13 protein-coding genes are annotated in these 14,510 nt (G+C 43.6%); 2 read left to right on the top strand and 11 right to left on the bottom strand.

Annotated elements, in window-relative coordinates:
• Window positions 1-84: 84 nt before the first annotated feature.
• Entirely contained in the window at window positions 85-516 is a 432-nt protein-coding gene (locus QQL36_RS13575) for a MauE/DoxX family redox-associated membrane protein (RefSeq protein WP_321570004.1), read from the bottom strand.
• A gap of 521 nt (window positions 517-1,037) precedes the next feature.
• Entirely contained in the window at window positions 1,038-1,997 is a 960-nt protein-coding gene (locus QQL36_RS13570) for an Ig-like domain-containing protein (RefSeq protein ID WP_321570003.1), read from the bottom strand.
• A gap of 339 nt (window positions 1,998-2,336) precedes the next feature.
• On the opposite strand from QQL36_RS13570, the gene QQL36_RS13565 reads away from it, so the two are divergent.
• Together QQL36_RS13565 and QQL36_RS13560 are read left to right on the top strand one after the other, a co-directional pair.
• A complete protein-coding gene (locus QQL36_RS13565; RefSeq protein ID WP_179090987.1) occupies window positions 2,337-2,729 on the top strand; it encodes a response regulator in 393 nt (130 codons plus the stop codon).
• Window positions 2,730-2,807: 78 nt separating this feature from the next.
• On the top strand, window positions 2,808-3,161 hold the full coding sequence (locus QQL36_RS13560) for a DoxX family protein (RefSeq protein ID WP_321570002.1): 354 nt from the start codon (window positions 2,808-2,810) through the stop codon (window positions 3,159-3,161).
• 11 nt (window positions 3,162-3,172) lie between these two features.
• On the opposite strand, the gene QQL36_RS13555 is transcribed toward QQL36_RS13560, so the two are convergent.
• The 9 genes from QQL36_RS13555 to QQL36_RS13515 form a co-directional block, all read right to left on the bottom strand.
• Window positions 3,173-4,141 (bottom strand): hypothetical protein, encoded by a 969-nt coding sequence (locus QQL36_RS13555; protein ID WP_321570001.1) that lies wholly within the window; start codon window positions 4,139-4,141, stop codon window positions 3,173-3,175.
• A 1-nt stretch (window position 4,142) separates the two neighbouring features.
• Window positions 4,143-4,784, bottom strand: a complete 642-nt coding sequence (locus tag QQL36_RS13550) for a hypothetical protein (RefSeq protein WP_321570000.1) — start codon at window positions 4,782-4,784, stop codon at window positions 4,143-4,145.
• Between the two features lie 18 nt (window positions 4,785-4,802).
• Entirely contained in the window at window positions 4,803-6,284 is a 1,482-nt protein-coding gene (locus QQL36_RS13545; RefSeq protein WP_321569999.1) for a RagB/SusD family nutrient uptake outer membrane protein, read from the bottom strand.
• A gap of 11 nt (window positions 6,285-6,295) precedes the next feature.
• The gene (locus QQL36_RS13540; RefSeq protein WP_321569998.1) at window positions 6,296-9,490 is read right to left on the bottom strand and encodes a SusC/RagA family TonB-linked outer membrane protein; all 3,195 of its coding nucleotides are present in this window, start codon (window positions 9,488-9,490) and stop codon (window positions 6,296-6,298) included.
• Between the two features lie 283 nt (window positions 9,491-9,773).
• Entirely contained in the window at window positions 9,774-10,046 is a 273-nt protein-coding gene (locus QQL36_RS13535) for a hypothetical protein (RefSeq protein WP_235643467.1), read from the bottom strand.
• Between the two features lie 32 nt (window positions 10,047-10,078).
• Entirely contained in the window at window positions 10,079-10,840 is a 762-nt protein-coding gene (locus tag QQL36_RS13530; RefSeq protein ID WP_321569997.1) for a hypothetical protein, read from the bottom strand.
• A 32-nt stretch (window positions 10,841-10,872) separates the two neighbouring features.
• Window positions 10,873-11,355, bottom strand: coding sequence for an O-acetyl-ADP-ribose deacetylase (locus tag QQL36_RS13525; protein WP_321569996.1), 483 nt, complete (start codon window positions 11,353-11,355; stop codon window positions 10,873-10,875).
• A gap of 57 nt (window positions 11,356-11,412) precedes the next feature.
• Window positions 11,413-12,774, bottom strand: a complete 1,362-nt coding sequence (locus QQL36_RS13520; RefSeq protein WP_321569995.1) for a BT_3987 domain-containing protein — start codon at window positions 12,772-12,774, stop codon at window positions 11,413-11,415.
• A 10-nt stretch (window positions 12,775-12,784) separates the two neighbouring features.
• Window positions 12,785-14,509: an alkaline phosphatase family protein gene (locus QQL36_RS13515; RefSeq protein WP_321569994.1), complete on the bottom strand. Its 1,725-nt coding sequence runs from the start codon at window positions 14,507-14,509 to the stop codon at window positions 12,785-12,787.
• Window position 14,510: the final 1 nt, after the last annotated feature.

Here is a 14,510-nt window from a genome sequence, read left to right as displayed (position 1 = left end):
GTTTCTTAATTTACGATGTTAAAGTTTGGCGTATGTGATTTAATTAGTTGTTGCGCTTCAGATACATTCGTTGTGCTGTTAGTATTAGTGCTGATTTAATATCCGATATGTATTATTCACCAGGTAAATGCCGGCAATGCACAATAATAAACATGCGGCATCAAACCACACATGTGCATTCCAGCTCATACTGCTGATGATTCCCCCGCAGGTACAGGGTAAGTTTGCACCACTACTCAGCAGAATACCCAGGTATACCAGGAATCCGGCAAAGAGGATGGCGCTTGCAATGAAAGCCGTCATGCGAAATGCAGTGATCAGTAACATTGCTGCGAGCAATACTTCTCCTATTGGCAGTGCCCAGGATACAACACCAGACCAGGCTGCGAGCAGCGACCAGGGTGAAATACTCAGCTGGTGCCTGAAAGTGGCATGCTCTATTAGCTTGTTTAATCCGGTGTACAAAAACAATATGACGAGTAATGACGCAATGATTTCAATAAGCAGCTTCTTCATTTTTCATAACATTTCATGAGTATACGGTGGACATACTTTTCCCGGGCATACCTTCTCTGGTATCATTAAATTAAATGACTTCTATGGCATCGTCACAGGCAATACCTTTTCAGGTATCGATAGAGGCACGATTCAATACATCTTGACAGGCACGATTTTATCAGTACATAATATTTACCTGTTCTACATGTAGAACAGCAAAGAAAAAAGAAACAATACCAAGGGAATTAAATTTACTATTGAGACTCTTTGGCTAATAATTAACTAAATGCTGATACTAGATTCTGTTGTAGTCATATTACATTCTACCGGGTATTTTGAGTTCTTATGTTAAGCAGCAGACCTACGGTTCGGATTCTCATAAAGTGGGGGGCTACCAACTGTTTAACATAACAAAGTAAAAGTAGGTAATTATTTGGATTTAGCGATAAATTTTCTATGTAAAATAACAGTCATTTTGCGCTTGTCATTTTGGTTATTATCAAGCTGCAAATTGCAATGGATTGCGGAAAATGTATTTATTAATGGATCACCATTACATTTGTATAAAAACTATAATCTTTTGACTTTGTAAACAACATGTACATACCTGCAGGGAAATTGCTCACATCAATAGTTACTGTCAATCCATCCAGTGTCATTTCTTTTTCAAATACGGTAACTCCGTTGTAACTCATTAATGTGATCACTGCTTTTTCATTCACTGCTGGCAAATATTTTACTGTGAGATTGCTGCTAGCCGGATTGGGATAGATCTTATCAAACATACCTGTGGATACAGCTGTCCTGGTGAGTACTACTGATGCCGTATTGGGGTTTCCGGCCTGGTCTGTGGCCGTGCTATCAGGAATTTGAACTGACAACCTACCATCATGTATCGGAGTTACAATTGCTGTAATGAGGTTATTACGTACACGATCAAAGTCAGACAATGTAGCATTGACAGTTATGATCTTATTCACATCAAAAGTGCTGATCGCCTCACTGAAACTTATACTTATACTAAACGGCGCAGATACCGGATTAGCTGCTGTTGATAATAAACCGGATGTAGGCCGGGTCATATCAAAATATACCTTGCTATTGTCCGTCGTCTCGCTCACGACGTTCAATGTATCGCCGGCATTGTTGATGTAAGAAATGTTGAATAATATCTCCCCTTCTGTATCTGTATCCGTCATTGTCCATGAAACGGTATATTGCAGATATGACACGGCAGTAGGTGATACATTGTGCCCCGCAATGGTGACATGGGGTGAAGCAAGGTCACTGCTGGCAATGAAAGATAGGGTCACTACATCCCCCAGTTTTGCAAAGGATGTATTCTCATTGTTAGACACTATATTGACGTTGGTTACTTCTCCCGAGGCACTTGTTTTAGCAAAGCCTTGTGCGTTAGCATTAGCAAATACAAAGGAAAGTATACAGCATGATATAATGAGCCCTTGAGCTATGGTTTTTCGTATTAAAAAGCGGTCCATTAGGATAGGGATATCCGGTTTTTCTTTTAGTAGGTTAAAATTATAAATAATTATTTAAAGAAAATAATAATATGTCGATAATAAAAATAGTAAAACGCGATACAGGTAAGGGTTAGGGAGTGAAAAAGTTTCTTAATATCTGGCTTTCAATTGATAACAATAAAATGAGGGCTAAAACCTTTTTTCATAGAAAGTTGATGAATCTTTGCGCAGCAAAGCCTAAAACAACCCTGATTTACTAATGATTGTCTATTAATAAATAAATTCATGTTTTCAACATCCTTCCGACTATCTATCTTAATTGGGTATTATAATTGTTTAATTGGTACTTTTGCGCACATGACGAACAAGGTTATTTTACTGGTGGATGATGATAGAGATGATCAGGAACTATTTGGTGAAGCGATGTCTATCGTAGACAGCGCTGCAGTTTGTCACTTTGCATCAGATGGTGAAGAGGGACTGGAACTGCTGAAAGATAATTCAAACGATGTGCAACTGATCTTCCTTGACCTGAACATGCCAAAGATGAATGGCAAACAGTTCCTGGAAATTATCAAGCGAAATGAACAACTGGAAAAAATACCGGTCGTGATCTTTACCACTTCTTTGAGAGAAAAAGACGGTATTGAAACTGCTGCGCTGGGTGCTGCCCACTTTATGACCAAACCTTCCAGCTTCGGAGAACTCGTCAAGCAATTGGAAGGCGTATTGGAAAAAGCCCTCGGATAATCTCCACTTACCTGTAAGTAACTCAACTTTTTTGGGTAGTTAACCTGCTTAAGTTTGCCTCACTAAACATAAGCAATAATGAAAGTATTGAATCCCATCCTTTGGATCTTTCAGATCTTAGTGAGTGCACTGTTTATTTATTCCGGCTACATGAAATTGTTTATGCCTATTGACCAACAGGCGGCTATATACCCATGGACGGGACAGGTAGCGCCAGGTTTTCTGCGTTTTATGGGTGTCATTGACCTGCTGGGTGGTATAGGGTTACTCATCCCCTTGCTGGCTACGTATGTCGCCAGTGGAATTGTATTGCTCATGGTGTGTGCCTCCGTTTTCCACATTGCCCGTGGCGAAGCCAGTGTGATAGGATTCAATATTGTAGTTGCGACCATTGCTGCGTTCATTGCATGGGGAAGGAAGAGAATGGCATAAAGCCAATCTCTTCAGATCTTTGCTGCAACTGTAATGTGAAATGTAATTTCATAAATACCATCTGTCAGGAACTTGATAGAATGCGTAAGACGAAGGGTCTTGTTAATATCTGTCGCCTTTGGCAATATACGGTAATAGGACAAACAGGACTCATCTGTCCAGGCCGTTCCTCCTACTGTCAGCGATGAGAACAAAGGCATGCCTATGCCCAGTTTCGGAAATTCCATTTCCATCGTAGAGTCTGTCGTCACCACCGGATAATACGGATCCCAATCATGGAATGTAGGATAAGTCAGTGCTAATCGCTGCATATCTGTCGATGGATTGAACGGCTTCCCGTTTTTATCCAACCACTTAATAATCACCTTACTCACATCTGATGGTGTATATTTTATATCTACCGGATAGGTATCGTTTTCCTGCACAGTAGTTCGGTCTGCATCATTATCCGGAGGAGTAGTCTGTACACGACGATACACTACAGTATAAGTAGAACTCAATGGCGTTACAATAATGTCACAGGCATTCTTCAGCATCTTCTGCCCTTTTATGTTCGATACATTGACATCTATGGTATACCGGCCTGTATCCAAATATAAAGAGGCTCTGGTGAACTGTAAGCGGCCACCGATCGGGTTGATGCTGAACGGCGCCACCGTACTATCCTGCATCTTGGCATTGAGCATAGCCAACGTAGAATCTGATTGTGTCACGGCGTCTTTGAAGATCGTGATCGTTTGCGGGCGCAGAAACATACTGTCTGCGCTCTCGCCTGTATACGCATTTCTGACTGACAGGAGCTTTACATTAATGGGATTGGTCGATCCATCGGCTACCAATGTAGAAGAGGTAGTAGTCGTGCCCTGTTGTACGGTAAACGGATTCTCCAGGTAGTATACACTGTCACTCAGAAATCCTTTCTCTATCTTTTCACAACTCAGCAATACGACTGATAATAATAGGATGCGTGTTATTTTCATCTTACTGAATATTATTGATGGATGCATTATTTACCAGTACATGCAGTGTAGTACCAGTCGATGTCTTGATGCCAGTTGTCTGACAGCTGATGGCCAGATCAGTAGGATCATTTTCCGGGGCATTTGTTGAGCCATCCAGTACACCATTTATTTTCACATATTGCAGGTAGTAATAAGAATAGGTTGCACTGCTATTAGTCAGGTATACCGTATAGGTACCCAGCAGCTTCTTCACACCACAGGGTGCAATTTCGCCCGCCCAGTTTTCTTCCGGTTGTACATTGGTCGACGTATTGTACAAACTGATGCTGTCTGTAAACAGGTATTGGGTAATGATCTTAGCGGTAGTATTGTTATACAGATCTTCCAGACTGGCATAGCCTTCCTTGTTCATGAGCAGGTTAATGGAGTAATCAGTAAAGGCGAAGAATGTACCTGCTTTATTCACAGAATCCCTGAGACCAAAGTGATCGATGAGTAAGATGGTGGTATCGAAATAATGGGCAGAATGCTGTGCCAGATACTCGTATGTGGATAACCCGGTGTTTGCATTGTGTACACCGCCATCTGTAAGGTAGCTATCTTTCTTGCAGGCGGTGGCCAGCAGCATGGAGATACAACAGATGATATATAATGATTTCATGTATTGCTGTTTTTTTGGTTATTGAATTTTTCCCTGCCAGTAAGGTGTTTGTGTCAACTTATTGTTCAGCAGGAACAGGGATGGATCCAGCGGCCAGTAATACTTACCCTGCGCAAATTCTGTGGCATTGATGTAAGAGAATTTAATATGCCCTGTATTTCTGGCTAACCTTACAAAGTCATAAAAGCGGGCCCCTTCGAGGAAGAGTTCACGTCCCCGTTCGGCTACGATAGAGTCCTGCAATGCCGCACCGGTGATGCTACTATAGGTAGGTATACCTGCTCTTGTTCTGATCTCATTCACCTGTGCGAGCGCTCCTGCTTCGTCAGGTGAGGGCTTGGCTGCCAACGCTTCTGCTTTGAGGAGTTTAATATCTGCCAGACGGAAGATGAGGAGATTATTTTTAGCGATGGAATAAGATGTGTTATTATTGACATATGCTACCTGTGCATATTTGATACAACTGTAGAAATCCGCAGAACCACTCGAAACAGTGGTAAAAGCCTGCTTATACCGGGTGTCACCTTCATCATAATACAACCCTGCTATTGTCGCATTGTTAAACTGCCATTGGGGCACTGTGGTTCCTTGCAAATAAGGCGCACAGACAGTGTAACCTGTAATGCTGGATGATGTCAGCAAAGATTCTGAAGTACTGTTATTGGAGATTTCAAAGATACTTTCGTCTGACTGCCCTTTGTATAAATTCATGTAAGAAGCCGCTGGCAATAAAGAATAAGTACCTGAAGCAATGAGGCTATCGCAGGCAGCATTACATTTATCATAATCACCTTTCCAGGCATAGATATGTGCTAACAGTGCGAATACGGCGCCTTTGTCTCCACGCACCACTCTATCAGTACTGGAAGCATCTTTCCAATCCAGGTATTGTCTGGCCAGATCCAGATCCGCTATACATTGTGTTAATACTTCTGCCTGTGGTGTTCTGGCCAATTGTGGCGCCGCAGAATTATCGGCATAGTAAGTCGTATCCAAGGGTATATCGCCCCATACGCGCGCCATATAGAAGTAGGTGAATGCTCGTGTGAAATAAGCTTCTCCCAGGTATTTGTTACGAGTGCTACCTGTGAATACAGACTCCGGCATTGTCCTGATAAAGTGCAGACAACGGTTGCTCTGTGCTATAGCAGAATAAAAGTTAGTATACACCCGTAACTTCAGGCGTACATCGTATGTATTGGCTACAGGCACACTCACGCCCCAGTTCACTTTGGCAGCATTCATATAAGCACTGCCATCACCGCCATATACAAAGTCAGGCGTAAATTCATCTGTAGGCAGATCGCCATATACATAAAATTGTATAGAAGCATTGAAAGCTGTGCGCAATAAGGAATAGCAGGCAGCGACGGAAGCATTTGCATCGGACTCTGACTTCCAGGTAGTTTGGTCCGTAGCTGTACTCAGCGGATCCTTGTCCAGGAATTTATTACAGGCACTACACAGGATCAGGGCGGTTAAGATATATGTAAGTTTCATGTATTGGCTGTTTAAAGTTCTACACGTACGCCCAAAGTAAATTTGAGCGCTGATGGATAAGCGATATTAGATGAACCGGTGGTCGGATCTACCAGCTCAGGATCTGGTATGGTGGCAGCTTTCTTGAAGGTCACCAGGTTTTCACCCATACCATATACACTCAATCCTCTGACTTTAATATGCTTAATGATTGATTGAGGTAAGGTATAACTCAGCGTAGCCTGCTTTATTTTCAGGAAACTACCATCTTCCACGAAGTAAGAACTGGCAATATTATACCGGTCGTTATCCACATTGGTTACCAGCGTAGGATATTTCGTCTGATCACCTTCATGCATCCAGAACTGATTCAACAGCGATGTTAATGCTGCCGGTCCGGCATTACTGCCCCAGGAATATTGATACAGCTTACTACCATTCAATGCATCGGAGAGATAACCATTGAAGATCTTTCTGCCTGTGAGGAAGGAACAGAAGATATTTAAACTAAGACCTTTGTATGTAAATGTATTCCCAAATCCACCGGTTATCTTCGGCATCGGATTTCCTGCTATTACCTTATCATCATAATCGATGTTGTAGTCCCCATTCATGTCGATATAGCGGGGATCGCCTCCATGCAGGGTCGTACCCATATAAGTGAGTTTCCTGCCCGTAATCGGGTCCGTAGGTACACTGGCATCGTTGGCGAAGGAACCGTCTATCTTATATACTTTGTAATTAAACAAAGGCTCTCCCACAGTAAATGTTTGCTGGAACCAGGTTTCGCCGAACATGAAGTCGCGGTTGTTGTTCGGCAGCTTTGTTACATAGTTTTTATTGAAGGAGATATTAAAACTGGTACTCCACTGGAAGGCAGATTTGGGAGAAAGATTATTCGTATTAATGCCTATTTCCAATCCTTCATTGCGCACATCCACAAAGTTGCCGGAGTAGTACTGATAACCTGTAGTAGCCTGTGCAGGGATGTTGTAGAAGTATTTATCTTTCGCATCCTTTCGGTACCAGTCCATGGTCAGATTAATCCTGTTATTCAGGAGTGTGACATCTATACCCAGATCAGGCTGAATATATTTCTCCCATCTTACGCTGGTACTGGCACTTACTCCATTGTTCAGGTAATTGCCGGTATTACCATAAGGTGATATTACTGTAGTACCATTGTAGGTAGAAGGAATGCCGCCTACAGTAGTATAAGTACCATAGTTGTACAACACACCGGTTGTACCGCCTACGTAAGAAGCATTGGTGGATAGTGCCTGGTACTTGGCATAAAAGCTACCCGGATCATTTCCGGTAATACCCCAGCTGGCTCTGAATTTGAGGAAACTCACCACTTTTTTAACAGGCTCAAAGAATGGTTCATCTGATGCGATCCAGCCTGCTGATACTGATGGGAAAGTACCCCAGCGATACTGCGGACTATAAATAGAGCTGGCATCACGACGAACCGTACCCGAAATGATGTAACGATTCTTATAATCATAAGATAAGCGACCGTAGTAAGATACGGTTGTCTTTTCCTGGTTCGTAGTCGATACATAGAGGCTCGTACCTGCCGGCACCGTCTGTAGCGTAGTAATACCTGTTACATTGATACCAGCAGCCGATGCATAGCTGTAATAATTTTTGAAATCATAGGCGGAGGCCCCTGCTACCACATTGAAATGATGGTCCTTGACATGCAGATCGTAATCCAGGTAATTTTCAAAAGACCACGAAGGATTATTACTGTAAATGGAATAAGCGGTATTCTGTAATCCATTCAGTGTAGCAGGTGAAAAATAATCCCATTTATCCATAAAGTTATTCGCAGCATATGTGCTATGCAGTACGAGGTTGCGCACAATCGTATCCGTCAGACCAATTGATCCATTGAAACTAAAGATCCGGTTATCATCATACGGATTAGCCTGTCCAGTATACAATGCATATTGTTCCTCTGTGAGGTGTGCAAAAGAGGTAGGCAGGTTCCAGGAGTTAAAGAGCTGGCCTGCCTGTCCGCCAGTGCCATGCTTACGGCGTTCAGAGCTCAGGATGATGTTTGCAGTGATCCCTAAATTCTTCAGGGGATTGGTGGATATGTTGAAAGAAGGGGCCATCCTGTCTATTGAAAAACCTTTGAGCATACCCTGTTCATTATAGTGGTTCAGTGACAGGCGATAATTGGAAGAACCTAAATAACCGGCTACTGATACATCTTCGCTATTCACAATTGCATTATCCCGGATCAGTAATCCCTGCCAGTCTACATCATTATTGAAAGCTACATTCAGGCTGTCTGTCAATTGAACGGGAATTGTATTCTGTTGTGTGAGCAGATAACTCAGGTTATCATTGAGCAACTGCATTTTCAATCGTCTCTCTGCGGCGCCGGTCGTTACGTCTCTAAATGAAGGGCGGGTGGTCATGCCCACATAACCGCCCATGTTCACCTGTGGCTTACCCATCTTAGCGCGTTTCGTTTTCACGATAATAACGCCATTTCCCCCACGGGCGCCATAGATAGCGGAAGCAGAAGCATCTTTCAATACGTCAATAGATTCGATGTCGTTGGGGTTGATCATACTCAGCGGATTGGTACCTGAGTAAGAACTACCAATGGTATTGACATCGAAGATCACACCGTCTATTACATACAACGGTCCGGTGTTGCCCCCATTCGCATTGCCGTAATCCACATTAGTGGCGCCACGTATCACGATGGTTGGTCGTTGTCCTATCTCACCGGTACTTGATAAGACGCTTACACCCGCCAGTCTGCCCTGCAGCATCTGGTCGAAACTGGCTTCAGGAATATCCTGAATTTCCTTTCCTGAAATAGAGGATACGGCAGCAGTAACGTTTCGTCTTTTCACGCTCTGGTAGCCGATGATAACCACATCATTCACTGACTGGCTTTCGCGTTTCAGTACGATGCTGAGGTCACCTTTTCCAACTTTTACTTCTTCTCTTTTGTACCCTACAAATGTAACAAGCAGGGTATTTGAATTGCCTTTCAGGGTGAGCTGAAAGTGGCCATCAACATTTGTTTGTGCACCGTTTGCCGGCTGGCCTTTTTCCTGTATACTGGCTCCAATCAGTGGTGTGCCGGTATCATCTTTTATTACACCCTTTACTACGACAGGGTTTTGTGCATTGGACAACAGGCATAAATAGCCTAGCAGCCACAATAGTAGTGGCGCAGATTTTATGAGTCCCCTCATGGCGATTAAATTTTGGTCTTTGATAAATGGCAGTACTTCTCCTGTCCGTCAGTTACACGGAAAACACATTTATTATTTCATATGATTTTTATTGGGTTGCTTGCTACATTGTCGTCAGGAAATAAAAATATTATAAAGAGGATTATAAAGATTCAATGATAATGACTGATGATAACCATATTTTACCCATGCCGCTCAATACACTTCCAGTGCATCTTTTGACGGCAATGTGGGGAATGGCTGATGTGGCTCTGTCTGATACCAGTATACAACGGAAGATATATCAGACTGTCTGACCGGGTTTGATGATGATGAAGGGATTTACTTTCCAGCCCTGACCCAGATCGCGGGCAGCATCAGATGCATTGGCTGTGTTAGGGGGTGCATTTTTGGAGGGCGATGCCATACCTCCTTTACCTTTCTCGCCTGTCAGGTTTTCAGGACTGATACTACGGGTTTTGGCATTGGAGAGTCGGTATAGATTGTCAAGACCTTGTGAAGAGACCTGTAGGCTAAAAACTACTATTAAGAGTAATAATAACGGGAACTTTCTCATACATAAATATTTGTATGAGAAAGTTACTGTTTTTATTGACGGATGTCAAGCTGTGCGATTTGTATACGTAAGCTGTCTAATTCGTCTTCTTCTTCATCTTCTTCCAGACGGCCACCTTGTAAAAAGGTCAGCTTCGTACTGCCGGCCTCTCCTTTTGGATAGAAAGACAACTGACCATAGCTGGATACAAGATAAGCAGTAGTGTTATTCTCCGCCAGTGGTACAAGAATACCATACACAAGATTGGTAAACATGCCGGAAGCCCATTCGTTGGTACCGGAGAGTATCACATATTGCTGTCCGTTGATAGTGCAGGTCTCCATTGGTGATCCACCCCAGCTGAAATATCCGCAATCATTCACAGTGCTGCCACTTTCGTCGATGATGCGGGTGATCTGCTTTTTATTGACAGTAATGGTGCTGCTACCGCCTTCAAACTCTTCTTTAAATTCGAACTTGTAGATAATATCATAACCCGGAATGTGGAAAACTGATACACGGGTGGTCGTACTATCACCAGTGATGTCTTCATCGTTGTGTGTGAAAGGAATGCCGGGTGTATTGTAAGGATACTTAGCCCTGATAAAGGCATCCGTTTGTTTGGTAGCGATCACTGTATCGAACAGTACCTTTACCCCTTCCTGTACTTTTTTCCCTTCGAATCCGGCTGGCGAAGTCGCTGAGCCGGGTGTAGTCGTGCTGGTTGCTGTGGCTGTGTCTTCTCGTTGTGATGTCTTGTTTTCCTGATGACATCCTGCTATTGCAAGGGCCATTAGGATGCTGATTCTTCTCATAGATTTTATTATAATAGGGATTTATACAGGTCTTAATTTTCCCGGTCGAAACATACAAAGATTACCTTTTCTATTGTATTATTTTTTTCGGAGAATTCTCTTACTGTAGTGATAGCTATTTGTGCTGCTTTATCTTTTGGAAAGTGGTAAATACCTGTGCTGATATTAGGAAACGTGATGATTTTCACATCGTGTGCCACAGCCTGTTCCAAACTATTGCGATAAGCATTGGCCAGTAATTCTTCTTCTTTCGGTTTGCCATTCCATACAGGCCCTACTGTGTGGATAAGATATTTGGCTGGTAGGTTCCCGGCAGTGGTCGTCACCGCCTGACCGGTAGCACATTTGCCCTGGCGGGCAATGATCTTCCGGCAGTCTTCTAGTATGGCAGCGCCGCCGGCGCGATGAATGGCGCCATCTACACCTCCACCTCCCATGAGGGAAGTATTGGCAGCATTTACGATTGCATCTGCTTCAATTTTAGTGATATCTCCCTGAATGAGTTCGAGTTTCATTGGGTCAAAAATAGGACGAAAAAAGCTTCTGCCAAAGGCAGAAGCTTTTTTAATTTCTCAGGGCCGTTTTATCAGCCGCCATTCTGCCTGTTGGTAAAGAGAGCTACCATGTGTCGCCGTTACATAAAGGCGGTAGAACTTGTACGCATCCTGGTTTGAGAAGGTGTATTTCACCGTCAGGAACCGGGAGCCGAAGTTCTGATCTACCCGCTTATCCACTACTACCCAGTCTGTACCATTGTTGGAACCTTCTATCGTCCAGTCTTTAGGATCTCGATCGGGAGCATCGTTCGCTGAAGTCATGGTGTAAGCGCCAGTGGTCTGTGGTGTATCAAATTCCAGCATCGCCCATACAGTAGAGAAACTACCTAACAGGAACTTTGTATTGGTATTGTTATCGATCAATTTTGGAGAATTCTCATTGGCATTGCCATTTTCGTACTGTGTTGTGTATTTGATATTTTGGTTGGTAATATCAGTTTCTATCAGTTTGGAAGGATCCAGTTCCAACACAATGGTGCTTTTGGAAGAGTCCAGCAGGTGACGGGTAGGATCACTTAGCTGAATCGCCAATACAGGTTTGTTGTTAACATTATTGATGATGGAAGCCGTCTTCACTGTGAGATTGAATTTTGCCACATTAGTATTGGCTGGAAAATTCACCGTGGCCGGCAATGTATAATCTGTTCCTGATGCCAATAGTACTGATCCTGCCAGCGTACCATTGTCAATAAGCGCCTGTGCCGTATCGGGTGCAGCAGAGAGGTTGATGGAGAATGCGCCACCAGCCGTACCACCCAGCGTGACACTGACTGGCAATGTCACTTCTGTATTACCCAGTGTATGATCAGTACCATCTGGTTCTAATAATACAGATCCTGCTTTGGTGAAATAAAGATAGTGGATCTCCGATTCAGCAATCACCTTATCCGTATGAATGAGAATGATCGCCATTTGCCCTGTTGCATCCAGCGTATTCTCCTTAGTAGCGTCAGACAAACGAACCGCCAGTGCCAGATCATGACCATAATACCGTTCTATCGCCTGCATACTTACCTTTAACGGAATACTGAATGTATCCAGCCCAAAGCGGATTTCAGCAGTACCTGGCAGTGTGTAATAAGATTCATCCAGTAATACAGCATTACCCAGTTGCTGGTGATTGATAAGGGTATTGACAGTATCGTTATCCACTCCAATATTCACTGTAAAGATCTTAGGTGTGGCAGCAGAAAACACGAGCTTAACCGGAATGGTAATATCATCTGTCGCCTTGGTATAGTTTTCCGATCCAGGTATATTCACAATCCCATTCTCACTACTGATAGCGACACTGACAGGGCTTAACTGTTCATCCTTAAACCGGTCATTTTTTTTACAGGCAAACAAAATTAACAGTAAAAATATATAAGGGCGCATAGCAGCAGGTTTATTTGTTAATATCTACATAGGAAGTGACCCATACTTTTCCATCCAGGTCCCATTTAGTATCAGCAGCTATCTGCAACCAGTTCAGGATCTGACGCACAGGATCTACCGGCTGTGGCACCAGCTGGGCAAGGTTATTGGCACTACTTGGGCACATCAGGTCACTGAAGTCATCCCACTGATAACCACCTTTGATCTGGAAGTCATGCGACCATTCACTCTGGTCTCTGAATATATTGCCATACCCATCTTTGCAGGACCAGTAACCCACAAGATAATCGTGGTAAGGATGGGAGGAAGGCAGTTCTGCCGCACATACATATTCACTGATGATATTGTCTGGAATCGCCGCTTTCCAGAACTTCACCTCTGTGATATAAGCATCCAGCCAGCGGTTATTCACAATATTACCGGGCATATAGCCTAATGTAAGCGGTGCATCTGTATCAAAATTGCCATAGCTGGTAATGTCTGCTTCTGTGTTGAAGTTACCATCTGTGAACAGGCGGAGGTACCGCTTATTATCCCTGTTTACAAACACGGCGGCAATGTCATGCCATTTACCATCACTGATATTGCTGGCTGTCGCCATATTAAATCCTGCACCGTTTTGACCAAAGTGTACCCCCCAGGCATTTACTTCCAGCGAAATGTTCCACCCGGTATTGTTCCACCAGTCCAGCGACATATTGTTACCAATGACGGAAGGATAGGTATAGGAATAATCACCTGCGGACGTCTTGTTCTTTTTGATCTTTAATTCTATCGTCGCTTCTGCATCTTTACCTAAGTTATAATCTTCCTTTCCGCTGTCAACAATGGCATACACTGCACTGGCCGAAGTATTACCATACAGCCGCACTGCCTTGCCGGTATAACGGTTACCAGTATATGGGCGGTCTAAGAAACCTGGCGCATAGCGGGGAGAGTAATAGATTGTGAAGGTATTCACCTTTGTATTGCTCAGGATTGTACCATCATCATTTGAAGGATCGATGGTGTAAGCCCCGCCATTACCGGCAGTAATGATCACCAGCCAGTCTTCGGCAGCATACGTCTTACGTTGCCGGAGGGCAGTGATGATCTTTCCGATATTTTCATCTGCCTGTAAGATAGCCGCTTTATATTCGGGTACACTCACATCGTATCCATACTGGCGCCCTGCCAGTTCTACCTGCGAGAACTGACCAAATACCATACTGGCAGTATCGATCGTTAACTCCTGCAGGATAGCCTGGGTAGCGGCGGCATCATCGTCCGCAAAGGTTTGATTAACGTCAGCATCTGTGATTAGATATTGACCCAGGCTATCTGAGGAGCTGTATGCTGCAATACGGAACTTAGGCTCTCTATCTTTGATATATTTGAAAAATACAGGGTATGCCTGCAGGTGGTTGTTGCTGAAATCATCTTTTATCACACCATGTTTTTCTTTGTGTACACCGGTGAGCAGATCTGCCCATCCCGTGCTGCGCAGGGCAATGGTATCACTGATGCTGTTCCAGGAATAGATAGCGTGCTCTGATAGTGCCAACAGGTTGGGTGCACCGGCATCTCTCACAGATTCTCCCCGCGCGCCGTCGATGGTGAGGAACAATATTTTGGGGGTACGCGCTATGACCCCGGTACTGTCATTATAATCTTTCTTATCCAGTATACGGTCGTAGCCTTTATTGCAGGCCATGAAGCCGACCAGTAGCAGGAGGATATATATTCTGTGCTGCATA

Source organism: Chitinophaga sp. LS1 (assembly GCF_034274695.1).
GTDB lineage: Bacteria > Bacteroidota > Bacteroidia > Chitinophagales > Chitinophagaceae > Chitinophaga.
This window is presented reverse-complemented; position numbering and strand designations above follow the sequence as displayed.

Coding starts and splice junctions, on each gene's coding strand:
- QQL36_RS13575 (WP_321570004.1), bottom strand. CDS start 516: ATGAAGAAGCTGCTTATTGAAATCATTGCGTCATTACTCGTCATATTG.
- QQL36_RS13570 (WP_321570003.1), bottom strand. CDS start 1,997: ATGGACCGCTTTTTAATACGAAAAACCATAGCTCAAGGGCTCATTATA.
- QQL36_RS13565 (WP_179090987.1), top strand. CDS start 2,337: ATGACGAACAAGGTTATTTTACTGGTGGATGATGATAGAGATGATCAG.
- QQL36_RS13560 (WP_321570002.1), top strand. CDS start 2,808: ATGAAAGTATTGAATCCCATCCTTTGGATCTTTCAGATCTTAGTGAGT.
- QQL36_RS13555 (WP_321570001.1), bottom strand. CDS start 4,141: ATGAAAATAACACGCATCCTATTATTATCAGTCGTATTGCTGAGTTGT.
- QQL36_RS13550 (WP_321570000.1), bottom strand. CDS start 4,784: ATGAAATCATTATATATCATCTGTTGTATCTCCATGCTGCTGGCCACC.
- QQL36_RS13545 (WP_321569999.1), bottom strand. CDS start 6,284: ATGAAACTTACATATATCTTAACCGCCCTGATCCTGTGTAGTGCCTGT.
- QQL36_RS13540 (WP_321569998.1), bottom strand. CDS start 9,490: ATGAGGGGACTCATAAAATCTGCGCCACTACTATTGTGGCTGCTAGGC.
- QQL36_RS13535 (WP_235643467.1), bottom strand. CDS start 10,046: ATGAGAAAGTTCCCGTTATTATTACTCTTAATAGTAGTTTTTAGCCTA.
- QQL36_RS13530 (WP_321569997.1), bottom strand. CDS start 10,840: ATGAGAAGAATCAGCATCCTAATGGCCCTTGCAATAGCAGGATGTCAT.
- QQL36_RS13525 (WP_321569996.1), bottom strand. CDS start 11,355: ATGAAACTCGAACTCATTCAGGGAGATATCACTAAAATTGAAGCAGAT.
- QQL36_RS13520 (WP_321569995.1), bottom strand. CDS start 12,774: ATGCGCCCTTATATATTTTTACTGTTAATTTTGTTTGCCTGTAAAAAA.
- QQL36_RS13515 (WP_321569994.1), bottom strand. CDS start 14,509: ATGCAGCACAGAATATATATCCTCCTGCTACTGGTCGGCTTCATGGCC.